Source organism: Dyadobacter fermentans DSM 18053, assembly GCF_000023125.1.
GTDB classification, from domain to species: Bacteria; Bacteroidota; Bacteroidia; order Cytophagales; family Spirosomataceae; genus Dyadobacter; species Dyadobacter fermentans.
Window position 1 is genome coordinate 4,357,235 of sequence record NC_013037.1, and the last position, 24,495, is coordinate 4,381,729.

Genomic DNA, 24,495 nt, shown 5'->3' on the forward strand with positions numbered 1-24,495 from the left:
ATTTTCCTACGGAATTCCCTTATCGCTAAATTGCGCGCTAAAACAATACAATGAAAGTATATACCAGGGCACAACTGGCGCTTCGCAACGGACAGGACCGGGAGGAAATCTGGTGTGCTTACAAAGGCATGATTTACGACGTGAGCGCGTCGCGGCTATGGCGAAACGGCCATCATTATGAGCATTGGGCCGGCCAGGACCTCACCAAGGAGCTCGGCGACGCCCCTCATACCGAACGTGTTTTCGAGCGCTTCAATATCATAGGCAAGCTCCAATTGCCCGAATAATCCCGTTAATCACCAACGCCGAAAGACTTTTAATGGCTTCCAAACACATCCTGATCGCCGACAGCGGCTCCACCAAAACCGACTGGGCATTGGTGGATACACGAAGCGGCAATTATCAAACGGTTCAATCTGCGGGCATCAATCCGTTTTACCAAACCGCGGAAGAAATCATCCCCGTGCTGCAAAGCCAGGTGCTGCCGGACGTGGAAGGTGATATCCCGGAAATCCATTTTTACGGCGCCGGCTGTGCGGACGAAAAAACCGGGATGCCCGTCACGAATGCATTGAAACACTGTTTCCCCTCGGCCGATGTTGTGGAAGTGGCCTCGGACATGCTTGGTGCGGCGCGCGGGCTGTGCGGCCATGCGCCCGGGCTCGCATGCATATTAGGTACGGGCGCGAACAATGCGCTTTTCGATGGCAACCGCATTACGCATTCCATCGGCTCGCTGGGCTTCTGGCTGGGCGACGAAGGCAGTGGCTCCTATCTGGGTAAAACGCTGGTGGTGCATTACCTGCAAAACGAGCTGCCCGAAGACCTGCACGAGCGCTTCATAAGCCAGTATCCGGGCCTCGATCGCCTTACCGTGCTCGATCATGCCTATAAAAAACCTTACCCGAACCGCTACTTCGCTGCCTATTCGAAATTCATCGCCGAACATCGCGACCATAGTTTTATCCAGGCGCTGCTGAGCAATGCGTTCGGGTTATTTGTGCAAAAATATGTGTTAAAACACGCGAATGCGGCCGGATATCCCGTCCATTTCACTGGGTCGGTTGCGTATTATTATCAGGATGTCCTCCAAAAAGTGCTTCAAAATCACGGTTTGCAAATGGGCCGCATCCTGAAATCGCCACTGGAAGGGTTGGTCGGTTACCATCTGCCCGATTTGAAAGTTTAAAAAGTTAATGAAATGTTAAACAGCTGCTCAGCGGTCATGTTACGGCTGGCACGACTGTTTAATTGAGCGAATGGCCTTATATTTAATGGTCATTCCGAGTTAGTTATGTCAAGACGTACCATCCAATCCCTCACGGTTTTCTCTGCATTGCTCATTATCGGCGTGGTTATCACGCAGATATACTGGGTAAAACAGGCGCTCGACCTCCGGCACCGGCAGTTCAATCAGAATGCCCACATAGCCTTGCAGGACGTAGCCGGAAAACTCGCCAATGTGTGCGGGGTAATGCAAACCACCAACCCGGTGGAGCAACTTTCACCCGAATACTTCCTAGTAAATACCAATGCCACCACCCAGCCCGAAATGCTGGAACATTTTATCAAGGACAGTTTCCAAAAGCATAATCTGATAACCAATTTCGAGATCGGGATTTACGACTGCACCACCAACCGCATTCGCTATGCCATGTCGCTGAGCACCAAAAACAACGACAAAATCCCCGTGAAAACGACCAACTGGATCAGAACCGACAAGTATCCCTATTATTTCGGTGTGCGTTTTCCCGAGCAGGAAACCTATTTCGCAGGCAGCATCAGCGGCGCCATCTGGTCGTCGGGGCTCGTTTTAGTGGCCGTCTCCTTTTTCGCCTACGCGTTGTTCGTGATTTTAAGGCAGAAACAACTTTCCGAAGTGCAGCGCGATTTTGTGAATAACATGACCCACGAGCTGCAAACGCCCATTTCGACGATCCGCATTGCCGCCGATGTGCTCAATACCGACAATATCGTAGCGCAACCGACGCGCCATAAGCGCTATGTTCAGATCGTCCAGGACGAGATCCTGCGCTTGCAGGGCCAGGTGGAAATGGTGCTTTCGATGGCCAAAGCGGAACGCAATGCATTAACCTTACAGAAAGAACGGCTCGACGCCCGGCAGATGATCGAATCCATTCTGCTGCCTTATGAGGATAAGGTGCGTTTCCAGACCAATGCCTCAAACTATGAAATCGACGCCGATCCGTTCCATTTGCGCTGCCTGATGAGCAACCTGGTGGATAATGCATTGAAATACTCCGACGACGTGCCCGATGTGGTGGTGGAAACATATAATAAAGGAAAAAACCTCGTTATTGCAGTCCGTGACCAGGGCATCGGCATCGCGCCCGAGTACCAGAAGAAGGTTTTCAACCAGTTTTTCCGTATCCCTTACGGCGATGTGCATAATGTGAAGGGCTTCGGGATCGGTTTAAGTTATGTCAAACAGATCGTCCGCGCGCACCATTGGCACCTCGCGCTGGAAAGCGAGCTGGGCAAGGGCAGTACTTTTAAGATCACTATTCCGCAGAAACACGCTTGATGAAAAAGAGAATCCTGTACGTCGAAGATGACCCTAATCTCGCATTTGCCACCAAAGACAATCTCGAACAATATGATTATGAAGTAGTTCATGCTACGGACGGTGCGGAAGCGCTCGACTTTTTCGGCAAGGAACACTTCGACATTTGCGTGCTCGACATTATGCTGCCTAGAATGGACGGCTTCACATTGGCCGAGAAAATCCGCGCTTCCGACAGCCAGGTGCCCATTCTCTTCCTCTCGGCCCGTTCCATGCAGGATGATAAGATCAAAGGCCTCAAACTCGGCGCCGACGATTACATTACCAAGCCATTCAGTATCGAAGAGCTGAAATTGCGGATCGACGTGTTCCTCCGCCGCAGCAAAGCAGATTCGATTTTAGTGGTCAAGCCGGGCAGTAAGCAGATCGGCAAATACGTTTTTGATTTCCAAAAGCTGACGCTCACCCTCGACGGCAAGTCGCAAAGCCTCACCTTCCGCGAGGCAGAAGTGCTCAAATTCATGGCCGAACGTACCGATCAGGTGATTCGGCGGGACGAGCTTTTGAAGGCGATTTGGGGCGACGACGACTATTTTATGGGCCGCAGTCTGGATGTTTTCATTTCCAGATTGCGCAAATATCTGTCCGGCGATCCCGACATTCGCATTGATAACGTGCACGGCGTAGGATTCAGGATGAGATGGTGAAATGACCTTTTTTGAAAATTAATTTTGCCGTTACTTGCTCACAAAAAATTAATTACGCATCTTTGCACCCTCATTTGGAAAAATTGTAAGTCATGGCTAAGGTTTGTCAAATATCAGGTAAAAGAACTCGCGTCGGGAATAACGTTTCTCACGCTAACAATAAAACAAAACGTAAATTCTTCCCGAATTTGCAAAAGAAACGTTTCTTCCTTCCTTCATCAGGAGAGTGGGTTACGTTGAAAGTAGCAGCTTCTGCTCTTCGTACCATCAACAAGAACGGTATCGAAGCAACTATACAAAAAGCATACGACAAAGGAACGCTTACGTTCTAAAAGGAATTTTACGAATTTATTGGAAAAGGACTTTCCTCCATCGGGAAGTCCTTTTTTTCGTGAGTTTATCACTCCAAAAAGGATTTCGTAATGGCAGCAACCGGCCAGGTTTTTCTTCTGCTAGGCTCCAACCTCGGCGATCGCCCGCAGGTGCTCGCAAGCGCCCGCGAGGCCATTGCAGCGCAGGCGGGGACCATCACCGGGCAATCGGGCATTTATGAAACCGAACCGTGGGGCATCACCGACCAGCCGTCATTCCTGAACCAGGTCCTCGAAATCTCCACTTCCCTCCTGCCTGAGGACTTACTCAGAATCATTCTCAACATCGAACATGACCTCGGACGCGTGCGCTACGAGCGCTGGGGCGCACGGGTGATCGATATCGATATGCTCTATTTCGGCACCACCGTCATAGACAGCGCCCGGCTTACGGTACCGCACCCGCGCATTCAGGACCGCCGTTTTGTGCTTGCGCCGCTCGCTGAAATCGCGCCGCGCTTTACTCACCCGCTTTTGCAAAAAACCTCCGCCCAGCTCCTCGACCAATGTCCCGACGACTCTGCTGTTTCAAAAATATCTTAAAAAAATACCATTGATATTTCACCCGCTTCATTTCGGGCTCCGAGCCATTTATTAAGGTTTTTTGCCAGTTCATCATTTTTTACTGTCATTTTAACCTGATTAACACGTGCTTTGTCAGGCCTTAAAAAAACTGTCGAAATATTTTTCAGCATTTACCAGGGGGTATACGCACACTGAGTTGTCAGAGAGAAAAGGAAAAATTCAATTTGATCGTCATCCTCAAAAAACGGCCTCATTTCCTTTTTTCGGCAACAGAATAAACCAATTTGCAGTAACTACCATAAAAGTCCATGAAAAACAGAATACTCAACTGCCTTCTATTAGCCTTGATTAGCCTGCCGGCCCTCGCACAAAACCGGCATTCGGTGAGCGGTTACGTGAAAGACAATAAGAATGGGGAAGGGCTCATCGGTGTCTCCGTTTATGTGCGTGAGGCCGAAACCGGCGTGGTCACCAATCCGTATGGCTTTTACTCGCTCACATTGCCCGACGGGAAGTACACACTGGTATTCACCTACATCGGCTACCAGAAAGTGACCCGCGAAGTGGTGCTCGACGGCGACAAAACCGTGAGCATCGAAATGACCGACGAAAGCAACGAGCTCGCCGAAGTCACCATTTCTACGCAAAAGGAGGATGAGAACGTCCGCAGCATCGAAATGTCGGTGAACAAGGTGGAAATGAAAACCATCCGCAAAATGCCCGCATTGCTCGGCGAGGTTGACCTGATCCGCAGCATTCAGCTGCTTCCCGGTGTCACGGCCGTGGGCGAAGGTGCTTCGGGTTTCAACGTGCGCGGCGGGGATGTTTCGCAAAACCTGGTACTGCTCGATGAAGCGCCGGTTTACAACTCTTCTCACTTGTTCGGCTTCTTTTCGGTATTCAACCCGGATGCCGTGAAGGACGTGAAACTGATTAAAGGTGGTATTCCAGCGCAATATGGCGGCCGGATTTCATCCATCCTCGACGTTCGGATGAAAGAAGGTAATGCCAAAAAACGCGAAATCAATGGCGGTATCGGCTCCATTTTCTCACGTTTGACATACGAGCAGCCTTTTGCTAAGGGAAAAGGGTCGTTCATCGTGGCTGGCCGTCGTTCGTACATTGACGTACTGGCCAAGCCATTTCTGAACTCGGATTTGAAAGATTCGAAATTCTATTTCTATGATCTGACGGCGAAGGTGAATTATCAATTGGGTAACAAGGATACATTCTATGCGTCGGGTTATTTTGGAAAAGACGTGTTCGGCGGCGGCGATTTCGGCTTCGGATGGGGTAATGCAACGGCTACCGCGCGGTGGAACCACATTTTCTCCAACAAGCTTTTCATGAACCTGACCGGTTATTACAGCAACTACGACTATAACCTCGGCCAGAACCAGAACAAGCCTGATGCCAAGGATCGGTTCGACTGGAAATCCAAGATCATCAGCACGAGCATCAAGCCGGATTTTACATTCTATATCACGCCTAACAACCAACTCACGTTCGGCGGCCAGTACATATATTATGACACGCGCCCTGGCAAAGCGACCTTCGTTTCGGAAGGCGATATGCAGGACATCAGCCTCGAACCGCGCTATGCCGATGAATCCGCATTGTATGTAGGCAATGAGCTGAAATTCGGCGACCGCATTTCATTGCAATACGGTGTGCGCTACTCCTACTTCCGCAGCCTCGGCCCGGCCACCGAGTACGAATATGCCGACAAAGGCAAAGGCATCCGGAAAGAACCGGTTTTCCCCGGCACGGAGTACAAACGCGGCGATGTGATCAAGAGCTACGGTAACCTCGAACCACGGGCGGCATTGAATATCGGGATCACCAGCAACGCGTCTATCAAAGCCAGCTACAACCGCACTTCGCAATACCTGCACTTGCTCTCGAACACCGCCGCAAGCTCGCCGCTGGATGTGTGGACGTTGAGTGGAGTCAATATCAAACCGGAAAAGGCCGATCAGGTTGCAATAGGCTGGTTCCAGAACTTCCAGGATAACACTTACGAGGCATCTGTTGAATTGTACTACAAAAAACTATACAACCAGATCGACTACGTGCCCGCTTCGGACCTGCTTTTGAACGAATATGTGCCCGGCGACCTGCTATTCGGCAAAGGCCGTGCTTACGGAGCGGAGTTTTATCTGAAGAAAAACAAAGGCCGCCTCACCGGCTGGGTGAGCTACACATTGTCCAGAACAGAACGTTTGGTAGAATCCATCAACAACGACGACTGGTTCCCTGCACGTTTCGACAAACCGCATAACATCACGGCAGTTGCCATTTACGAGTTGACTAAACGCCTCTCATTGTCTTCGAACTTCACCATTCAGAGCGGCACGCCGGCCACATTCCCGACGAACCGTTACAGCACTGGTGGTTTTGAAATTGGCAATAATTACAATGGACTTCGCAATAATAGCCGCATACCGGCCTACCACCGTCTGGATTTGGCTGCAACCTTGAAATCGAAGAGAAAATTATTCAAGGTCGGCGAGGGAGAATGGGTATTCTCGGTTTACAATGTTTACAACCGCCGCAACCCGTTCTCGGTTTACACGCGGGTGAACGAGGATAACCCGCTCAAAACGGAAGCTGTGCGCTATTCTGTGATCGGGAACTTCATTCCTTCCATTACCTACAACTTCAAATTCTGACACCACCACCGGAATCTATCAAGCCTGAAATATAGCAATGATGAAAAAGCTCAATACATTTAAATACCTCAAATTCCCCGCATTGTTCGCGCTGGCGCTCACGACGCTCACAAGCTGTGAAGACGTGATCGATCTCGATACGGCTGAGGGGCCATCCCAGCTTGTGGTTGATGCCTGGCTTACCAACCAGCCCGGCGAGCAGGCCATTAAGCTCACATGGTCGCAGGCTTACTTCGATAACAATCCGCCCAAACCCGTAACCGGCGCCGAGGTGACCGTTACCGACGACCAGGGCAAGGTTTACAAGTTCGAAGATGCCGACGGCGACGGCAAATACACCTGGGGCAAAACCACCGCCGACACACTCGGGCGCGTAGGCCGCACCTACTCGCTCAAAGTCGTGAACGGCACCGATACATTCACCTCCAAATCCGAACTAAAACGGGTTCCGACGGTGGATTCGGTGGTATACCGCCACGAAAAATGGCCATTTGAGCCGGATAAGGGCCCGCGTGAAGGCTTCGTAGCATCGTTCTACGCCCGCGACATCGAGGGCGTCGGCGATACTTACTGGATCAAGCCGGTGATCCGCGGCAAGGCGGTGGTGGACAAAGCGGTGAATATTTCCATTGCATACGATGCCGCATTCGGCGCTGGCGCCCCTTCCGACGGCCTGATATTCATCCTCCCGCTCCGCGAATCGATCACCACCGATTCGCTGTATTCGGCAGGTGCCGAGGTAGGCGTGGAACTGCACAGCATTACCTACGAAGCATTCGAATTCCTGAAACAGGTGAGCGAACAGGCCTCCAACGGCGGGTTGTTTGCCACGCCAATCGCAAACGTTCGCTCGAACGTGGTGAACGCCGACCCGAATGGCCCGAAAGCACTCGGATTTTTCAGCACTTCGGCCGTGAGCCGGATGGAAACCGTGATCGATCCTGAAAAGGCGCGCCCGGACAACGACTAAAAATTACACTTCAACAGCAGATGTATCCACTGGCGGACTCCGGTTCCCAGTGGATTTTTTGTTATATTTCATCCTGAATCGAACCAACCTATGAAGAACCTGCTCTCACTCCTGCTCCTGCTTCCGCTTACTCTCGCCGCCCAGAAACGTCCCCGCGAACTCGGTATTAAAATAGGCGTGCTGCCCACAGGTGCATTGAACGCGATCACCGATGTGGCGGGTGTGAAGGTAGGCCAGGTAACCCTCACGGAGGGCGCGGACGTGCGCACAGGCGTAACGGCCATTCTCCCGCACGACGGCAATATTTTCCAGCAAAAGGTGCAGGCGGCCATGTACATCGGGAATGGATTTGGCAAAATGACGGGCTACTCGCAGGTTGAAGAACTTGGTACCATCGAATCGCCCATTGTGCTCACTAATACATTGAGCGTCCCCACCGCCGCCGACGCGGTGATTGACTGGACGCTGGCGCAGAAAGGGAATGAAAATGTACGATCGGTGAACCCGGTAATCGGCGAAACGAACGACGGCTTCCTGAACGATATCCGCGGCCGCCACGTACGGAAAGACCATGTGCTGAACGCATTAGCTCAGGCAGAAAACGGCCCCGTGGTGGAAGGTAATGTAGGTGCAGGCACCGGCACGGTTTGTTTCGGCTGGAAAGGCGGCATCGGCACAGCGTCGCGCAAGCTGCCCGAAAAGCTTGGAAAATACACCGTGGGCGTTCTGGTGCAAACCAATTTTGGAGGTGTGTTAAAAGTAAACGGCGTGCCTGTGGGCGAAGAACTGGGCCAGTATGCATTCAAGGAATCGCTCGACAAATCGTCGGACGGCTCGTGCATGATGATCCTCGCCACCGACGCCCCGCTCGACGCCCGCAACCTGAAACGGCTCGCCAAGCGTGTAATGCTGGGCATGGCGCAAACCGGCGGCATTGCAGCCAATGGAAGCGGCGACTACGTGATCGCATTCTCGACCGCCAACAAGGTTTTGCACGAAACCTCGGAACCGGTGCTCAGCGCCGCTTACCTGCACAATGACTACGTATCACCACTCTTCATGGCGGCAATGGAAGCTACGGAGGAAGCCATTATCAATTCGCTTTTCATCGCCAAAACTTCGGAGGGCACTCAGGGACACAAGGTAGAGGAGCTTCCCAAAGACAAGGTGATGGAGATCATGCGTAAGTACGGACGCATTAAGGAATAGCCTGAGAAATACTTTTACGTATATTGTACATAGTCAGTGGAAACCCCTAAGGGAATTACTTAGTTTTGATACAAAGCTGCCAACTACTCAGGATTTTAGCCAAAAATCGCTTATTTTCAACCTGCTACGAAACCAGGTAATCTTACCCTGTTTTTCCTGTACTTTCCCGTATTGCCGGGCCTTTCGCTTAGGATTAATTTTGATGTGTAAATTCTGGTAGTCAACCCCGAAAAGTATGGAACATTCTATTACACACGCGTGCCTCGTTCACCCACACCCATTAGAGTGCGAGGCGGTTGCTGAATGGTTGAGGAGAAGGTCTTACATTGAACTGGTTGGTAAGTGTAACAATCTTGAACAAATCACCCAGTTACCCTACTTGAAGGACATCGACATTGTAGTTGTATTTGCCCACCACGCCGAAAAGACGGCCGACCAGATATTAAAGGTTCGGAAACTCTATCCAAAACTAAAATTCCTGCTGCTCGCACCCAGCCCGTCGGGCGAATCCGTGCGCGAAGTGGTGCGCTCCGGCGTGAGCGGCTACATTGTTTTCGAGGCCGAGCTCGATGAATGGGAACGTGCCATCCGGGCCGTTTCGGAAGGGAAAGTGTATTACGGACAGGAAGTAATGCTCAAACTGGCCGAGTCGTCGATGGACAAGTACATGCAGGAACCGGCGCCTTCCACACGTGATTTTTTGAGTAAAAGAGAAATTGAAATCCTCCGGCTCGTGGCGAGCGAGTATTCTACCAATAAAATTGCCAGCGAGCTTTGTATCAGCGACAAAACAGTCGAAACCCACCGCCGTAATCTTTTTCAGAAACTGGGTGTAAGAAACTCCGTAGGCCTTACCAAAATTGCTGTCCGAATGGGGGTGGTTTAATGAACGAACGGTTTTTTATAGTGGTAAACCCTTAAAAACGTTTCACAAAACCCTTAATAAAATCAGGGTAAAATCCAGGAAAATTCAGGGTATACGCCGATTGAAATAGCGCCCGCGCCGCAACAACTTTGTCTAAGTGTTTTAATTATGGAACTGACAAAGCGCGAAAAGGAAATCCTGGATCTGATTATGGACGAAATGAGCTCCAAAGAGATCGCCGAAAGGCTGCAAGTGAGCATTTCAACGGTGGAAGCCTATCGCAGGAGCCTGTTCAGGAAGTTCGGGGTACGCACGGTGATAGGGCTGGTGAAGGCAGCCATGAAAATGTAATACTCATAATTGCAAATTGGTATGGCAGATATCCGTCGCATGGCCGTCAACTGGGTCGACGGGATGAAAATCTCGCGGCAACATTTCCTGGAAACCGACCACTACCACCTCGATCAGGTCCGGCGCGCCGGGGCCGCATTGCTCTCCCCGATGAGCTACGGCCTGCTGCTTCCGAAAGACGGCATTGATCCCCTGGAAGTGCAGGTGTTAGGCGATGCCGGAAACCAGATCCGGGTGAAAGTGAACCGCTGCCAGGCCATTACGCCTGACGGCAGCCTGCTGGACATCGAAGAAAACGACGACCTGAAACTCGACACATCGCTGGCCGGCATATTAGAACAATACCGGCTCCCGATGACCCAGAACATTGAAATATACCTGGTCATCAGCATTGGGATGTTCGAAAGACAGCCCGCCGGAACGCCCGCCGAATCGGAAATGCCCGTGCGGCATCCGTACACGCTCCCGCTTTACCGCGTGAGCCTGGTGCCGTCGGAGCTAATCAATATAGAACAATGGGGCGGTCCGGCCCTGATCGTCGGTAAGCTCGCATATAATAATGGCGAGATCCGCGTACTGCACGATTTCGTACCGGCAAGCCGCGCCGTGCGCAGCCACAAAAACCTGCGCGAATGGCACAGCCGGTGGAGCGGCTATCTGAACGACATTGAAATGTATTCGTTCCGGATCTTGCAAAAGATCAAGTTGAAGAGCCAGAAAAGCACATTATCCGACAGCGTGCAAATGATGGTAGAGCGGCTGGTGGGCACAATGACGATGGTCAATATCAGCTTCCAGCGGCTGGCCCCCTGGGAACCGCCGGTGCAGATGGTGACCTCCATGATCCAGACCGCCCAGGCCGTCCGCACCTCGCTGGAATGCCTTACCGACCGGGAAAAGGAAGAATTACTGGCCTATCTGGCCGAATGGGCCGACGAGTCGCCGGGGAGCATTGAAAAGCAGCTGCTGGGCGTGGTGCAGGTGGCATACAATCACAACGACATTCTGCCCTGCCTGCGGATCATCGATGGCTTTTATACCATGTGGACGGCCCTTTTCCTGAAACTAAGCCAGCTTGAATTCATCGGCAAACGGAAAGGACAGCAAGTTTTTATCGTCGAAAGTCCTGTACACGAGCCTCCTGTGCAGCCCGAAAAGGCCAAATCGAGGTGGAGCCCTTTGTAACCTATGGAACCTCTGAACAAAAACCAGCGAAAAACGGCCATTGGAAGGTTTGTGGGTATGTACGTGCTCTCGCTCACATTCCCGCTCGCAGCCGTGTACCTGCTCATGCGCGTGCCCGACGCGGTGGCGGCCTCGGAAACCCGCCGTTACCGCGAGATTGTAGAAGAACAAGACCCGATGCTGGTCGACACCGACACACTCAGCCAGATCTCCCGCCGGCTCATCCAGCTCGACGGGCTGTACAGCAGCGCCACCGACGAAATGGCCAAAGCCACGGCGCGCACGCAGCTGGTGGATATTGAAAGCCGGATCAACAGCATCATGAGCCATTTCAACAACCTGGCAGCAGGCGCGGAGCACGAACAGAACAAACGGTTATCGACCGGCATTGCCAAACTCACCGAAGCTTTGGTAACCTACCGGCAGACCATTGGTGAGCTCCGGCGCACACTGGACAGCAAGGGGATCGACATGCAAATGGTGAACGACCTCCGGAACCAGATCAACATGAAGGACCTGGAAATCAAAGGCATGGAACGGCAGCTACTCACCGCAGCCGCAAGTGGTGGCGGCGGCGGAGGAGGTGGTGGTGGTGGCGGCGGCCCTGACAAGGAGCTGCAAGCAAAAGTTGCCTCCCTGCAACGCGATCTTGATAATTGCAGGAGTTCAAAATCGGGCGGGGGAGATATAGCGGCTATTCAGCGGCAACTGGATGAATGCCTAGCAGCCAGAAGCGGCACCGCGGTTACCTATCGCGAATGGCTCAGGTACTCCGAAGCGGAAGGATATTATCAGCTGCTAACCCAGGGAAACCTGCGGAAAAACGACCGCAAAGTGTATTACGATCAGGCGAAGCAGATATTTGACGGCTTACAGGTCTCGACGGCCAACAAGGAAATGAAAACCAAAGCGACAGAGCGGCTATTGGCATTACAAAAGAACCAGCCCTGAAAAAACATTCCAATCCATCCTACTATATCCATTCCATGCAAACCGAAGCACTCAGATATGCGATTACGGTCGCGCAGTCGCTTGCGCGTGAATACCGGCAGGAGCGGTTTGGCCCCGCACACTTGCTCATGGGCCTCTTGCACAACGACGTGGGCCTGGCCTCCGAGCTGGTTATGGCTGGCAAAGACGTCCCGTACCTGCGCGATTGGGCGGAAGTCCGGCTCGAAGAAAGCCCTAAGTCGATGAAGGTACCCGAGGTGCCGCCAGCCGACAATCTGGCATCGGCAGCATTGGAACTGGCCGAACTCATTGCATTACAGCTCAATATCGATACCGATCCGCTTTGCACATTTGCCGCTTTACTCAAACCCGGAGTGGGATTCTCTTCCGACCAGTTGAAATCCCTTCCTATTACCCAAAAAGAAGTACTCGGCCTTCACCAGGCTCCGATGAGCGGAGACAATGCAATCCAAGCCACTAATCATCAGTCAACAACTCCGACGGCACCGGTAGCCGCGGGTTTCCTGGAAAAATACACCTCCGACAAAACGCAACGCGCAGCCAGCGGTAAAACCGACGATATCATCGGCCGCGACCGGGAAATCCGACAAATGGCCGAAATCCTGGGCCGGCGCAGCAAACCCAACGTCATACTGACCGGCGAACCGGGTGTGGGCAAGTCGGCATTAGTGGAAGGTTTTGCCAAACTGATTGCTGAAAAGAAAGTGCCGCAGCTACTCCAAAATGCCCGGCTGCTCGAACTCGACACCGGCGCGCTCGTAGCCGGAGCGGCGTACAAAGGCGAAATCGAAGAGCGATTGAAAGGTATTTTAAATGAGATGAAGGGGTTTGACAAAGCCATTCTGTTCATCGACGAAATCCACATGTTGCTTGATCCGAAGGGTTCGATTGGTGCCGGGGTTGCCCAGTTGCTGAAACCGGAGCTCGCGCGGGGCGAACTTACGCTGATAGGAGCCACCACGCCCGAGGAATACCGGAAGTATATCGAAAAAGACGAAGCATTCTCACGCCGGTTCGAAATCCTGCACGTGGAAGAACCTGACGAGCTTACCGCCACCCGGATGATCGAGCATATGCTGCCGGTTTACGAAGCGCACCACGGCCTGAAAGTCTCCGTCGGAACAGCCGCCGAAGCCGTGAAACTCGCCAAAAGATATATAAAAGACCGCCGCCTGCCCGATGTGGCACTCGACCTGCTCGATCGCACCATGGCCGCCATGCGTCTGATGGGCGAAGTGTCGGAAACCGAGATCGGCGTGTTACAGACCGACCTGGACACATTAATGGCCATCGACGACGCAGAAAGGCTGCACGAATTGAAATGGTTCGCCCGCCAGTTGCCAAACAGGCTAAGTCCGCTGCTCACCGGACAATTGAACGAAAACGAAGCAACCGACCTCGAAACATCTGAGGGAATACACAACCAGCTGACTTCCAAGTTGTCGGCATTACGCGAACTCGCCACACGGCGTTCGGATACCATCGGCAAAAACGACGTGGCCGCCATTATATCCCACAAAACCGGAATCCCGCTCGGTAAACTCCAGAGTTCCGAACGTGACAGGCTGCTGGGCATTAATGAGGTTTTGAAAAAACGAGTGGTAGGGCAAGATCAGGCGGTGAAAGCTTTGAGTGAAGCCATTCTGGAATCGCGCTCGGGGCTGATTAAAGCCGGACAGCCGATCGGTTCGTTCTTCTTGCTTGGCCCGACCGGGACCGGTAAAACCGAAATTGCGAAAGCGCTAGCCGATTTTCTGTTCAACGACGAATCGTTCCTCATCCGTTTCGATATGTCGGAGTTTAAGGAAGAGCATTCGGCGGCATTACTCTACGGCGCCCCTCCGGGTTATGTCGGCTACGAAGAAGGCGGCTTGCTGGTAAACAAAATCCGCCAGAAGCCTTATTCGGTGGTTCTGTTTGATGAAATTGAAAAGGCGCACCCATCCGTGTTCGACCTTTTTCTCCAAATTCTCGACGAAGGTAAGCTCCATGACCGGCTCGGCAAAGAGGGCGATTTTTCCAACGCGGTGATTCTTTTTACGTCAAACATCGGACAAGAGCACATTATCCGCGAGTTCAATAAAGGCGGCGTGCCGCAGTCGTCCGACCTGATGGAGATTATGGCTGGCTATTTCCGGCCGGAATTTCTTGCGCGGCTCACCGAAATCGTCCCGTTCGCCCCGATTTCTGAGGAGAATGTGGTTAAAATATTCGATATCCATGTGCGCAGCCTCACAGACCTGCTCGACAAACAGGGTATCAGCCTGAAACTTACGCCGGAAGCGCGAAAGAGCATTGCAATGCAAGGTTTCACGCCCCGGTATGGCGTCAGGCCGTTGAAAGGCGTCATCCGTAACCTGCTCCGCCGACCGGTAAGCCGGATGATCATCTCGGGCGAAGCGGGCAAGGGATCGGTCATCGAAATCAGTACCGGGGAAAGCGGCGAGGTGGTCTGGAATGTCCATCAGGCCGAAGGAATATTGGAATAACACCCATTTTGAAATAACTATCCACACCTTCCTACATCTACAATGAGTGCACTAGGAAATGCAGTCGCGCAGTTTGCGCAAACCAACATGGGCAGCCAGGTTGGTGACGGAGAATGCTGGACGCTTGCGGAACGCGCCCTTCAAAGCGCGGGTGCCCGGACGTCCACCGAGATCATGGGCAATGTAGGCCTGAATGACAATTACGTTTGGGGCACGGCCATCACCTCGGCCAATCTCGAAGCGGGAGACATCATCCAGTTCCGAAATTACACATTTCGGTTCGATAGCTCGGATGGCTCCTGGCGGACAGAATCCCGGCCGCATCACACGGCGATCGTGTTGTCAGTCGACACCTCGGGAACCGTAGAAGTATACGAATGCAATGTAAACGACAGCCGGAACGTGCAGCAAAACCGCCTGTACCTCCGCACAGGCGCCATGAGCGGCGGAAGCGTGACGGTATCCGGGCAAATGTGGTTTTACCGTCCGCAGGCAAGGCCGACAACCTGACGATGCCCGGCGAGTAGTTATCTATCCAAAAAATTGAGACATTATGCACATTCATCTGTTCAGAAATGCGAGGCGATGGGATTCATGCCTTGTCCCGATCGACGATACGACATTTGGGCTGATCCTGCAATTCAAAGTGCATCTGGCGCGTGTGGAGCCGACCACGAGGTTTTTCATGGGCGATACGTACGCGACCGGTAATGGCATTTTGCATGACACCTACGGCCGTTTTACCCTCGAACGGTGGGGTGATCGGGAGTGGGACGAATACAAAAACCGGTTTGTGACGGTGGTTCAAAGGCATTGGTCCGATAAGTTCATCCTCGATCCGAACAAAGACTGGCACGTTCCCCGCGCCAACTCGACGCGTAATTCCGCCACTATTCAATGCGGATTGTCCATCCAGCTCGTCGATTCGGCCTCGCAGGCGCATCAGACATTCCGGATCATCCATCCGGCGGAAACCAATTTCAGGTCATTCGTTGACGAAGCTAACCGCAGCGGCATATTCACCCAGGCCGACCTCGAACCGCAATGGAACGACCGCCCTACGCGGATCGGTTCGGAAACGCATAATATATCGTTTTTGCAAACGACCATTAACCACGAGTTCGGCCACACGCTCGGGCTGGCCCACGTTAACGGCGAGGGCAACAGCGATCGCCATTACGGCGTGACATTGTCGGAGCGTGAAAATCAGATGGGCATGGGCGGCCTGCTTACGCCGCGCCACGCACAACCGTGGATCAGGCGGCTCCGTAACCACCTCATCCCGCAGACGCATTACGACAGCACCGTTACCTTCCGCGGAAGAGTGGCGAGCCCGCAATTGATCGAATATTGGGATAACGACTGGCGCCCATCCGCCACAGCCGCTTCCTAAACATTATATAGATTCAATACGCTGAAAAACAGCGACTACAACCATGCAAAAGTTAACTCATTTACGCTTCATCACGGGCCTCGCCCTGCTTCTGCAAGCGTGCAATATATTTGCTCCGGTAGACCCGCTCACACCGGCGGCTTCGGAGGTGAGTGTGGAGCAGGTGTGGACGTCGGGCGCGACGGTGCGGGGGAAAATCGATCAGATAGCCCCTAAAAACGACCGTCAGGAAAAGAAAAGCGGCAAAATCCTTGAATATGGATTTGTTTGGGCTACTCAAAATCAGCCAACCCTTGAAGCCGGAATGGTGATCAAGGTAGGTGAAGACAATCCTCCTGCCCCGTTCGAATTTGTAAGGGATATCAGCCGCCTCACCGTGCTGACGACCTATTATGTACGCACTTATGCCCGCAATGAGGGTGGTGGCGTAGGTTACGGGCCGGTGGCGACATTCAAAACGGATGATTATGTGTTTGCAGAACTATCGGTAGGCAAGATTACGACAACCTCCAAGGCGTCCGCCGATATCGTGGTCAATATACTGTCGTTGGGAAATGCGGAAATATCCTCTTTCGGGGTTTGTTACTCGTCCGTCAACAACGAGCCTACGACCAAAGACAGCCGGGTTGCGGTCAGTGGGAAAGCGGCAAAAGGCAGCTTCACGGCCAATGTCGGCGGGCTATCTCCCGGCACGACCTACTTTGCTCGTGCATTTGCCGTCACGCTGGGCGGGATCATTTACAGCGATGCCACAACGGCATTTACCCTGGGCGAGCCGTCGGTTTTTACCCCAAAAAAATCATTCATCATGTATTATTCCAATCCTTATGATCTGGATTTGGGAGAGCTGGTGTCGCAAACGGGTTCTGAGGACTGCAATTGGTATCCCTACAACGATAAGCCAGGCATTTATCCGAAGAACGGAGCAAAGTTCGCGGTTTTAGGTAAGGTGAATTTCGATCAGCTCAAATATACCGACATAGCGCGATCTAACCTTTCCGCCAACTTCATCAACGGCAGCTATACCGACGCCAAAGCCAATCAGCTTGAAAACGGAACGGTAATCGCATTCGTCACGAACCAGGGCAGGTACGGCAAGATGTTGATCGATGCGCACGGGGAGGACCGCACACCCGGCACGGCAGGTGGTGGGGATATGGAAGTGACCATTCAAACCTACGATAAGCAATAAGCGTATACACATAACCGTAAGGCAATTCAACTAAGGGAAAACCTCATGAAAAAGTCGCTGTTCATCCTGGCCTGGCTATTGGCTATCATATTGCAGTCGTGCAGTCTTTTTACGGCCGTAGACCCGCTTCCGCCGGCATTTTCGACGCTGGAAGTTGTGGATATCAAACGCAATGAGATCACCGTGACCGGCACGATCAGGAATCCGGACAGCAAGAACGACAGGCAGGAGAAAAAAAGCGGCACGATCGTCGAATATGGCCTGGTGTACGGAGCCGGACCGTCGCTCGACATTCAGAAAGACAAAGCGATCAAACTGGGCGACACTCCCGCGCAGGTGCCGGTTTCAATTCAAAACCAGAAAATAACCGGCCTTGCTTCCGACACACGCTACTATGTGGCCCTGTATGCCCGCAATGAAGGTGGCGGAATGGCTTACAGTGATGTACTGGACGTAAAAACCACACTTTTGCCCCCGGCGGTCATTACCCAAAACTCGGTAAAAGTGGCTAAAACCGGCTCGCTGTGGTACGACTTCGACGCAGGCAATGCAGTGACGGCCGGTGACCCGAAAACGGATGTGACGATCAATTCCTACTCCATCACCGGTAGAGGAACTGTGCTGGAAATCAACACTACGGGCAGTGTTCAATTTATCAACCTCGGCGTGGCGGACTACGATAAACTCACTTACCTGGATCTTGTCCGCGTTACCGGATACAACAATACCGCCATATCGTACCTGTTCAACGCGCAGACGATCAACACCGTCATCGCATTCAAAACCGGCGAAGGCAGGCTTGGAAAATGGCGGATCGAGGGCGTATCGTCCAGTGAGATCACGATGAGCCTCATCACTTACGAAAACTAGCGGAATGATGAAGAACTGTTTTACCTTATTGATGATGCTGCTCGCCGTCCAGGCACTCGCCCAGGACCGGATATGGCTCGACAACGGCAACCCGGTGCAGGCAAAACTCAGTCGCGCAATGGACAGCAAGCTTGAATGGATCGCTTCGGACGGCATTCCGCGGGTGTATCACCGGAAGCGTTTCCTCGTCGTGTTCGGTGCCAGCGGCCAGTTTATGGTCATATCGGAGCTCAATGAAAGTCCCAACAAGGCCCAGTCGCAGATAGAGGCATTTTACAAAGCGCCGCCGCGGAACGTGAGCCAGGACATTATCATCAAGAGTGTGCCGCTGACGGTCATTACAGGCAACATTTCCTATGAAAGCGACGACGTGATCAACTATCTGACGGTCGAAGGCAATGCGGCGTCAATTAACAAGGAGGAGGTTGCGACGGTCATCTACCGCGACGGACGCCACGAGATTTTGAGGGATGTGGTGGATGTGGCCCCGCTGCTGGCATTGGCACACAAAGAAATCGAGAAGAAGGAACGCGAAATTGTGAGGAAACAACAGGACAAAGTGCCAGCCCAGCCCGTTGTCCAACAAAATGTGCCTCCCAAAGAACCCGCCAAACCGGTGCTAACCGACTCCGAATACAAGGAATATAGCGCCAAGGGCATCCGCCGGGTAGATGAATTCACCTCCTACCTGCGCATTATCGGCGATAAAAGCCTGAAATCGGAAGAAAAAAACAAAGCTGTGCAACAAGCACTTAGCCTGTTCGAACCGCAGGCAACAGTGGCCGTGAGTTCGGCAAAAGGTGTGAAAAAATATCCCGTAAAAGAATACCTCAACCGGCTGAAACTATTGCCTTATTCCAAAATCAACATTACCTGGAACGAGGTGAAATATATAAGCGAACTGAAACAGGAAGCCGACGGCAATTACTACGGGACGATCGCCGGACAGCAGGTTTTTGAAGGCTATGCGGCCAACGGAAAAGTCGCCTACGGGGATATTACCAGAAAAAATATCCGCGTGAAACTCGAATCGTATCAGAAAACCATCGACGGCAAGGATACGGTGAACTGGGAAGTTTTATTGGGAAACATAGGGATTGAAACCAATGAAGGACAATGAAAACCAGGTTATACATCCTCCTGCTCCTGTTTCAGGCAGCCGCCTCGCCGCTGTATGCACAATGCGGCTTCCTGGCTGGCAAAATCACCGATATTTCGGGAGAAACCCCGCTCATAGCCAGCCTCTCGGCCAAAACGGACCAGGGCAAGCTGCGGCTCGGCAAATCCGACAGCCTGGGCACATTCAAAGTGGAAATGCCCTGCCATATTACGGAATTACTGGTGGAGTGCCCGCAGTTTCAGACGCAGCACATCCCCGTAAATATCGACGGCAAGGCCGAAGGCACGTTTTCCATCTCATTAGCCATGATGCCACTGGGCAAACAAACCAGCGACGAGCCCTACGCACAATCCGAACAAAAGCATTTTGAATTGAAGGATTCGCTGAAAGCGGTTTCCATTGTACGGCGCATTGAGGTGCGGGATGCATTGTCGGACGAGCGGCTTCCGGCGGACATTTGTCTTTATTATACCCAAAAACAAAAGAAAGACTGCTTCGCGCTTACCACCGACCGGCCACGGGCAGAAATTGTTTTTACGGAAAAGGATATTGTGGCTATTGAAGTCAAATCGGCTGGTTACCAGGGCTACAACGGCAACCTGATCCTTGACAAAACGGACGAAGAGCCGCGGACTTACATCATCAAACTAAGTCTTCAACGGACGATCAATATCAAAGGCCGACCGATCGCCAGACCGGTTGCGGCTGTGGCAAATGTGGAATCACCGGCGCTGAAAGGCATTTCGGCCTCCGATAAGACCCTTTATTTTCCAAGAAGCGATTACAAGTTGCCTATGCAGTCGCGCACCTACCTCGACTCGGTGGCTATGTACATTCTGGAAAACAAGAACAAAGGCCTCCGCATTACCGGCCACACCGACAACGTGGGCAACCCGAGCCTGAACCTGACACTTTCGGAATACCGTGTGCGGGTGATCTCGCGGTACCTCATCGGCAAAGGCGTGCCCGAGGGCGTGATCGCGGCGGTGGGCGTGGGCAGCAGGTTTCCGGTAAGACCCAACGACAGCGAGGAAAACAGGCGGATGAACCGCCGCGTGGAAGTGCAGATCATCGATTTAGACTCAAAAAGCAATTGAAAACATGATAATGGGAATGAAAAACTGGACCAGCTTCAAATGGCGGATCGCCCTGCTGACGTGGGGCGCAATGGCAATCGCATGGCAGGCAGGCGCGCAGGCACTGACGCGCCGGGACGCCGACGAGATCCGCGTGCTTGCCCGCGAAAAGGTGAAAGGGTTGAACGATCTGCTCAATGCGATCGCCAACGAAGACCTCAGCAACTACGAACGCCGCTACCTGATGATGAACAGCTACATGCCGAGCAATGATCAGATCTTTATCAACGACGGTGTGATCGTGGAAGACGATGTGGACCCGAAACACAAGGCCAGCGCACCCGGCCTGGACACGCCCATCGAAAAGTACCTGAGCAATTTTGACCTTTTTTATGTCAAATCGGAAACCAACACCATTGAGTTTACCAACCTCGTGGTGTCGGACGTGAAAGTGGACAAATACCCATTTGTGAAAGTCTTTTACACCCAGCATTTCAAAGGAAAAAGCAATAAGGATAACACGCCATACCAGCCCATTACCCGCGTGGCCGAGTTGCGGGCCGATAAATCCGGCAACGACTGGATCGTATTCCTGACGCGCGTCGCATTCAATTCTGCCGAAAGTGCGAAGTCGGTGCCGGTTACGCCTAAACCTTCGGCGACCTACGATTCGCTGCAACGCAAAAAAGAACCGGTAGTAAGCAAGGCATCCGACCGCCCGCCGGTAGCGAAACCCGAGGATGCGAAGGAAGGTGAAAGGGTTTTTAAAGAACTCAATAAGCCCAATGCCCAGGCCGCCGCGAATGCCCGTAAATGGGGCGCGATCAAACTGGGTGCCGGCGTGGCGGCCCTCGCATTCGGCGCGGTGACTTACAGCATGCTCAACAAGGATTATAAGGATTACAAAAGCCGGATCGACAATCCTGAGGGGCTGATGAGCTACGCGAAACCGGGCATTTACGTCTCGGTAGGCGCCGCGGCCGTCGGGATCGGCGTCTCGCTCACGTCGCTGTTCGATTTCAAACGCGCCAAACAGCTTTCGCAGTAACGCAAATGCATTCAAAACATAACATTCACCTGGCCGACCGCCCGCGATCGACCGCCAAAACACGAACATTATGCCTCAACCCGCAGCAAGAGTAGGCGATATGCACGTATGCCCGATGGCTACTCCCGGAACACCCCCGGTGCCCCATGTAGGCGGACCCGTGCTGCCCCCAGGCACCCCCACTGTGCTCATAGGCGGGCAGCCGGCCGCTTGCGCAGGCGACATGTGCACCTGTACGGGCCCACCCGACTCCATTGTAATGGGCTCCACGTCCGTCATGATCGGCGGCAAGCCCGCAGCACGCCTGGGCGACCCCACCGCGCACGGCGGGAGCATTGTAGTAGGCTGCCCCACAGTTTTGATCGGCTAGTAACAACAGTAATTACTTAATCTCATACAACTATGTTCAACTACGGAATAGGCGGTAACGAACGCAAGATTGACCAGTCCAGTGAAGGGATTGCTGATATTCCCCAAAACCGCACCCTGTTCGCCACGCAGCTCACCGGCGACCCGTCGCCGCGGCCCGAAATGGTTTACGATCTCAAAACCACCGAAGAAGTTTTCGCGCATTACCAGCCCGAGGCCGAGGTCGAATTCATCACTTCCGACGGCAGCTTTATTAATGAAAACCTGCGGTTCAGAAACCTGGGTGATTTTGGCAAAAAAGGGATCATCGCGCAAAGCGCATTCCTCCAAGACCTCGACGCCCGCAACGAAGCCTACCAACAGGTAGTGAGGCATCTCAAAGTGAACAAAATCCTCAAAGCCGCATTAGAAAAACCCGAAGCTAAAGCCGCCCTCCTGGGCGTGTTCCAGACGCTTATTAACGAGTTGGAGGAGGCGGGGTGATCATAATGAGTGAATGAGTCAATGAGTCAATGAGTGAATTTTGAATGATCGAATGATTGAATGACCGAATACCTCCGGTTGAAGTCAGCGATTCATATACAAAACGCCATTCAACCCCTAATCTATTCACTCATTCACTCATTCACTCATTCACTCATTCGAAATTCAACCATTCACTCATTCAATCATTCAATCATTCAATCATTCAAAATTTCACATGGCAGACAATACAAAAACATCCCAGGAAGCCACCCCGGCGCTTCGCGAACGCGTAGCGGTTCCGTTGGAAACCGGCTTGCCGCAGCTGGCCAAATATGGCAGTTTCGACCTCGTAGAGACGATTATCGAGGGTGCGGCGAACATTAATCCCGAAAAAAAGGCACGCAAGAAGATATTCCTCACCGAGGCCGACAAAAAGAAAGAGCGCCAGCAACTGAAAAAGCGGCTGGAATTATGGTCGGAACTGCTGAGCAGCGCCGAAAGTGTGCCGGATATGATCGAAGCCGGCCAGAAACAGGCGGATTCGGCATTTGAACTGCTGAAAGAAAACTTGGGCAAGGCCGTAGAGCAGGTCCGTCCGCTGGAACAATCGTACCGCTCGGTGGCGATGTTTTTCAAAAATACAGAGCAGGATAAGGTTAAAAACGTCACTTTCCTGAATGCCGCGCCGGACCAGTTGCAGGACCTGGATGTGACCACGTTCATCGACGCCGTGGGCGAAGAGCTGGCTTCGAAATACGACCGCCTCGATTTGCGGGAAAATTATTCGATCCTGAATGTACCCGGCTATCTCGGTTCGGGAAAAGTAGTGGATAAATGGGCGAAAATGGCCCATAAAAACAAGGTAATGCTGCTTACCGACTTCATGCATTTGGATGCGCCGGAGGACGTGATGGAACTCTTCGAATCCGCTAACCTGACCGGCGGCTCGGCGCATTTATCGAATGTGATGATGACCTGCAACTGGCTCGTAGGCCGTGCGAAACACGACGACCTGGGCGAAGAGGACGATCTCTACATTCCCCCATCGACTGCCCTGGCCGGCAATGTTTACAAAACCCTGATGTCGCAGGTGGCGGCGGGTAAGAAACACGGCACGCTGAGCGAAGTGGATGGCGTACGCTTCCCGCTCAAAAAATCGGAAATCGCCGATCTGGAAAAAATGGGGCTGATCCCGATGGTGAATGAATACAGCAAGGTTATGGCTTTCTCTGCCAAAACGCTGTTCAATGGCGATAATGTCGGCTTGCAAACCTACTCAGTAGTCCGCGTTTTCGATTACATCACGAAGGTGCTTATCGATTTCCTGAACCGACGCGCGTTCGAAAACTTCGACTACAACACCAAAAACGACCTGAAAAAACAGATCATCAAGTTTCTCGACAGCGTAACCGGCCCGGGCAAACTGATCGAAAAATTCAGTGTGATGCGTTTTGAGCAGGACAAAAACCAGAAAGACAAAGTGTATCTCGACATCCACATGGTACCCTATTTCCCAGCCAAAAACTTCATGATCGCCCTCACCGGCCAGAAAGGAGACGATCTGGACGCGGCAGCCTGGGCGGCGGAGTATGCGCAGCAGTAGTAATGAGTGAATTTGCGAATGAGTGAATGAGTGAATCGTTACTCATCCCATTCAATGCCTCACCTATTCACTCATTCACTCATTGACCCATTCACTCATTAAAGACTACCGATGCCCTTCAGCACCACCCTAAAAATCGACAACGACCACGAGTACAGCGTCATGTTCATGGAATTTGAGCTGCACCAGACGGTGGATGATGCGATGTCTATTACGTCGCCTATCCAATGGGCGCACCTGTATATGGAGCTGGAAATGGTCCTCGACGACTTTTTGATTGAATGGGCCAACAAGCCTTCACAGAAATACGACCTGACCGTGGAGCAGTTTGGAGAAACAGGTGCGTTTAAAACGCTCAGTTTCAAAGACGCCGTCTGCATTGAGTTTGTAGAAATGTTTGACGACGGCACCGATGACCTCGACAAGGCGCTTACCAACCGGTTACAGAATTTTATCACCTGCATTACCGTAACGGCCGGGAATGTGGAAATCAACGAAGCCAAACTCGAAAACTTCTAG

General features: G+C 52.4%; 26 protein-coding genes. 25 read left to right on the forward strand and 1 reads right to left on the reverse strand.

What is annotated here, in order from left to right:
- The first annotated feature begins 50 nt into the window (after window positions 1-50).
- The 6 genes from DFER_RS17675 to folK all read left to right on the forward strand — a co-directional run bounded on the left by DFER_RS17675 (window position 51) and on the right by folK (window position 4,145).
- Window positions 51-287, forward strand: coding sequence for a cytochrome b5 domain-containing protein (locus tag DFER_RS17675; protein WP_015813015.1), 237 nt, complete (start codon window positions 51-53; stop codon window positions 285-287).
- 32 nt (window positions 288-319) lie between these two features.
- Entirely contained in the window at window positions 320-1,189 is an 870-nt protein-coding gene (locus tag DFER_RS17680) for a hypothetical protein (protein WP_015813016.1), read from the forward strand.
- Window positions 1,190-1,294: 105 nt separating this feature from the next.
- Window positions 1,295-2,545: a sensor histidine kinase gene (locus DFER_RS17685; RefSeq protein WP_015813017.1), complete on the forward strand. Its 1,251-nt coding sequence runs from the start codon at window positions 1,295-1,297 to the stop codon at window positions 2,543-2,545.
- Window positions 2,545-3,231, forward strand: coding sequence for a response regulator transcription factor (locus tag DFER_RS17690; RefSeq protein ID WP_015813018.1), 687 nt, complete (start codon window positions 2,545-2,547; stop codon window positions 3,229-3,231). Before DFER_RS17685 ends, DFER_RS17690 begins: the two co-directional genes overlap by 1 nt.
- A gap of 92 nt (window positions 3,232-3,323) precedes the next feature.
- Window positions 3,324-3,563, forward strand: a complete 240-nt coding sequence (gene rpmB, locus DFER_RS17695) for a 50S ribosomal protein L28 (protein WP_015813019.1) — start codon at window positions 3,324-3,326, stop codon at window positions 3,561-3,563.
- 90 nt (window positions 3,564-3,653) lie between these two features.
- Entirely contained in the window at window positions 3,654-4,145 is a 492-nt protein-coding gene (gene folK, locus DFER_RS17700; protein WP_015813020.1) for a 2-amino-4-hydroxy-6-hydroxymethyldihydropteridine diphosphokinase, read from the forward strand.
- Here the strand turns inward: folK and DFER_RS30175 are convergent.
- Window positions 4,142-4,297: a hypothetical protein gene (locus tag DFER_RS30175; RefSeq protein WP_187293391.1), complete on the reverse strand. Its 156-nt coding sequence runs from the start codon at window positions 4,295-4,297 to the stop codon at window positions 4,142-4,144. The two genes, folK and DFER_RS30175, sit on opposite strands and share 4 nt — an antisense overlap.
- A gap of 138 nt (window positions 4,298-4,435) precedes the next feature.
- On the opposite strand from DFER_RS30175, the gene DFER_RS17705 reads away from it, so the two are divergent.
- The 19 genes from DFER_RS17705 (at window position 4,436) to tssD (ending at window position 24,495) form a co-directional block, all read left to right on the forward strand.
- Window positions 4,436-6,799, forward strand: a complete 2,364-nt coding sequence (locus DFER_RS17705; protein ID WP_015813021.1) for a TonB-dependent receptor — start codon at window positions 4,436-4,438, stop codon at window positions 6,797-6,799.
- Window positions 6,800-6,836: 37 nt separating this feature from the next.
- Window positions 6,837-7,769 carry a DUF4249 domain-containing protein gene (locus tag DFER_RS17710; protein ID WP_015813022.1) on the forward strand — a complete coding sequence of 311 codons (933 nt, stop codon included), beginning with the start codon at window positions 6,837-6,839 and terminating at the stop codon, window positions 7,767-7,769.
- Window positions 7,770-7,859: 90 nt separating this feature from the next.
- Complete coding sequence (locus DFER_RS17715) at window positions 7,860-8,978, forward strand: DmpA family aminopeptidase (RefSeq protein WP_015813023.1); 1,119 nt, start codon at window positions 7,860-7,862, stop codon at window positions 8,976-8,978.
- 235 nt (window positions 8,979-9,213) lie between these two features.
- Window positions 9,214-9,864, forward strand: a complete 651-nt coding sequence (locus DFER_RS17720) for a response regulator transcription factor (RefSeq protein ID WP_015813024.1) — start codon at window positions 9,214-9,216, stop codon at window positions 9,862-9,864.
- Between the two features lie 147 nt (window positions 9,865-10,011).
- Entirely contained in the window at window positions 10,012-10,194 is a 183-nt protein-coding gene (locus tag DFER_RS17725) for a response regulator transcription factor (RefSeq protein WP_041735254.1), read from the forward strand.
- Between the two features lie 21 nt (window positions 10,195-10,215).
- Entirely contained in the window at window positions 10,216-11,379 is a 1,164-nt protein-coding gene (locus DFER_RS17730) for a hypothetical protein (protein ID WP_015813025.1), read from the forward strand.
- 3 nt (window positions 11,380-11,382) lie between these two features.
- Window positions 11,383-12,330, forward strand: coding sequence for a hypothetical protein (locus DFER_RS17735; protein ID WP_015813026.1), 948 nt, complete (start codon window positions 11,383-11,385; stop codon window positions 12,328-12,330).
- 35 nt (window positions 12,331-12,365) lie between these two features.
- The gene (locus DFER_RS17740) at window positions 12,366-14,840 is read left to right on the forward strand and encodes an ATP-dependent Clp protease ATP-binding subunit (RefSeq protein WP_015813027.1); all 2,475 of its coding nucleotides are present in this window, start codon (window positions 12,366-12,368) and stop codon (window positions 14,838-14,840) included.
- Between the two features lie 42 nt (window positions 14,841-14,882).
- On the forward strand, window positions 14,883-15,350 hold the full coding sequence (locus DFER_RS29280) for a hypothetical protein (RefSeq protein WP_015813028.1): 468 nt from the start codon (window positions 14,883-14,885) through the stop codon (window positions 15,348-15,350).
- A 43-nt stretch (window positions 15,351-15,393) separates the two neighbouring features.
- On the forward strand, window positions 15,394-16,233 hold the full coding sequence (locus tag DFER_RS17750; RefSeq protein ID WP_015813029.1) for a hypothetical protein: 840 nt from the start codon (window positions 15,394-15,396) through the stop codon (window positions 16,231-16,233).
- Window positions 16,234-16,276: 43 nt separating this feature from the next.
- Window positions 16,277-17,425, forward strand: coding sequence for a fibronectin type III domain-containing protein (locus DFER_RS17755; RefSeq protein ID WP_015813030.1), 1,149 nt, complete (start codon window positions 16,277-16,279; stop codon window positions 17,423-17,425).
- Between the two features lie 45 nt (window positions 17,426-17,470).
- Window positions 17,471-18,295, forward strand: a complete 825-nt coding sequence (locus DFER_RS17760) for a hypothetical protein (protein WP_015813031.1) — start codon at window positions 17,471-17,473, stop codon at window positions 18,293-18,295.
- 4 nt (window positions 18,296-18,299) lie between these two features.
- Complete coding sequence (locus DFER_RS17765; RefSeq protein ID WP_015813032.1) at window positions 18,300-19,415, forward strand: hypothetical protein; 1,116 nt, start codon at window positions 18,300-18,302, stop codon at window positions 19,413-19,415.
- On the forward strand, window positions 19,412-20,512 hold the full coding sequence (locus DFER_RS17770; RefSeq protein ID WP_015813033.1) for an OmpA family protein: 1,101 nt from the start codon (window positions 19,412-19,414) through the stop codon (window positions 20,510-20,512). Before DFER_RS17765 ends, DFER_RS17770 begins: the two co-directional genes overlap by 4 nt.
- A gap of 16 nt (window positions 20,513-20,528) precedes the next feature.
- Entirely contained in the window at window positions 20,529-21,539 is a 1,011-nt protein-coding gene (locus tag DFER_RS17775; protein ID WP_229206034.1) for a hypothetical protein, read from the forward strand.
- Window positions 21,540-21,609: 70 nt separating this feature from the next.
- Complete coding sequence (locus DFER_RS17780; protein WP_041735255.1) at window positions 21,610-21,909, forward strand: PAAR domain-containing contractile injection system baseplate protein; 300 nt, start codon at window positions 21,610-21,612, stop codon at window positions 21,907-21,909.
- Between the two features lie 32 nt (window positions 21,910-21,941).
- Window positions 21,942-22,391, forward strand: a complete 450-nt coding sequence (locus DFER_RS17785) for a hypothetical protein (protein WP_015813036.1) — start codon at window positions 21,942-21,944, stop codon at window positions 22,389-22,391.
- A 217-nt stretch (window positions 22,392-22,608) separates the two neighbouring features.
- On the forward strand, window positions 22,609-23,976 hold the full coding sequence (locus tag DFER_RS17790) for a DUF5458 family protein (RefSeq protein ID WP_015813037.1): 1,368 nt from the start codon (window positions 22,609-22,611) through the stop codon (window positions 23,974-23,976).
- Window positions 23,977-24,087: 111 nt separating this feature from the next.
- Window positions 24,088-24,495, forward strand: coding sequence for a type VI secretion system tube protein TssD (tssD, locus tag DFER_RS17795; RefSeq protein ID WP_015813038.1), 408 nt, complete (start codon window positions 24,088-24,090; stop codon window positions 24,493-24,495).

Coding starts and splice junctions, on each gene's coding strand:
- DFER_RS17710 (WP_015813022.1), top strand. CDS start 6,837: ATGATGAAAAAGCTCAATACATTTAAATACCTCAAATTCCCCGCATTG.
- DFER_RS17705 (WP_015813021.1), top strand. CDS start 4,436: ATGAAAAACAGAATACTCAACTGCCTTCTATTAGCCTTGATTAGCCTG.
- DFER_RS17675 (WP_015813015.1), top strand. CDS start 51: ATGAAAGTATATACCAGGGCACAACTGGCGCTTCGCAACGGACAGGAC.
- rpmB (WP_015813019.1), top strand. CDS start 3,324: ATGGCTAAGGTTTGTCAAATATCAGGTAAAAGAACTCGCGTCGGGAAT.
- DFER_RS29280 (WP_015813028.1), top strand. CDS start 14,883: ATGAGTGCACTAGGAAATGCAGTCGCGCAGTTTGCGCAAACCAACATG.
- DFER_RS17755 (WP_015813030.1), top strand. CDS start 16,277: ATGCAAAAGTTAACTCATTTACGCTTCATCACGGGCCTCGCCCTGCTT.
- DFER_RS17735 (WP_015813026.1), top strand. CDS start 11,383: ATGGAACCTCTGAACAAAAACCAGCGAAAAACGGCCATTGGAAGGTTT.
- DFER_RS17740 (WP_015813027.1), top strand. CDS start 12,366: ATGCAAACCGAAGCACTCAGATATGCGATTACGGTCGCGCAGTCGCTT.
- DFER_RS17715 (WP_015813023.1), top strand. CDS start 7,860: ATGAAGAACCTGCTCTCACTCCTGCTCCTGCTTCCGCTTACTCTCGCC.
- folK (WP_015813020.1), top strand. CDS start 3,654: ATGGCAGCAACCGGCCAGGTTTTTCTTCTGCTAGGCTCCAACCTCGGC.
- DFER_RS17725 (WP_041735254.1), top strand. CDS start 10,012: ATGGAACTGACAAAGCGCGAAAAGGAAATCCTGGATCTGATTATGGAC.
- DFER_RS17720 (WP_015813024.1), top strand. CDS start 9,214: ATGGAACATTCTATTACACACGCGTGCCTCGTTCACCCACACCCATTA.
- DFER_RS17780 (WP_041735255.1), top strand. CDS start 21,610: ATGCCTCAACCCGCAGCAAGAGTAGGCGATATGCACGTATGCCCGATG.
- DFER_RS17785 (WP_015813036.1), top strand. CDS start 21,942: ATGTTCAACTACGGAATAGGCGGTAACGAACGCAAGATTGACCAGTCC.
- DFER_RS30175 (WP_187293391.1), bottom strand. CDS start 4,297: ATGCTGAAAAATATTTCGACAGTTTTTTTAAGGCCTGACAAAGCACGT.
- DFER_RS17765 (WP_015813032.1), top strand. CDS start 18,300: ATGATGAAGAACTGTTTTACCTTATTGATGATGCTGCTCGCCGTCCAG.
- DFER_RS17775 (WP_229206034.1), top strand. CDS start 20,529: ATGAAAAACTGGACCAGCTTCAAATGGCGGATCGCCCTGCTGACGTGG.
- DFER_RS17730 (WP_015813025.1), top strand. CDS start 10,216: ATGGCAGATATCCGTCGCATGGCCGTCAACTGGGTCGACGGGATGAAA.
- DFER_RS17685 (WP_015813017.1), top strand. CDS start 1,295: ATGTCAAGACGTACCATCCAATCCCTCACGGTTTTCTCTGCATTGCTC.
- DFER_RS17770 (WP_015813033.1), top strand. CDS start 19,412: ATGAAAACCAGGTTATACATCCTCCTGCTCCTGTTTCAGGCAGCCGCC.
- DFER_RS17760 (WP_015813031.1), top strand. CDS start 17,471: ATGAAAAAGTCGCTGTTCATCCTGGCCTGGCTATTGGCTATCATATTG.
- DFER_RS17750 (WP_015813029.1), top strand. CDS start 15,394: ATGCACATTCATCTGTTCAGAAATGCGAGGCGATGGGATTCATGCCTT.
- DFER_RS17690 (WP_015813018.1), top strand. CDS start 2,545: ATGAAAAAGAGAATCCTGTACGTCGAAGATGACCCTAATCTCGCATTT.
- DFER_RS17790 (WP_015813037.1), top strand. CDS start 22,609: ATGGCAGACAATACAAAAACATCCCAGGAAGCCACCCCGGCGCTTCGC.
- DFER_RS17680 (WP_015813016.1), top strand. CDS start 320: ATGGCTTCCAAACACATCCTGATCGCCGACAGCGGCTCCACCAAAACC.
- tssD (WP_015813038.1), top strand. CDS start 24,088: ATGCCCTTCAGCACCACCCTAAAAATCGACAACGACCACGAGTACAGC.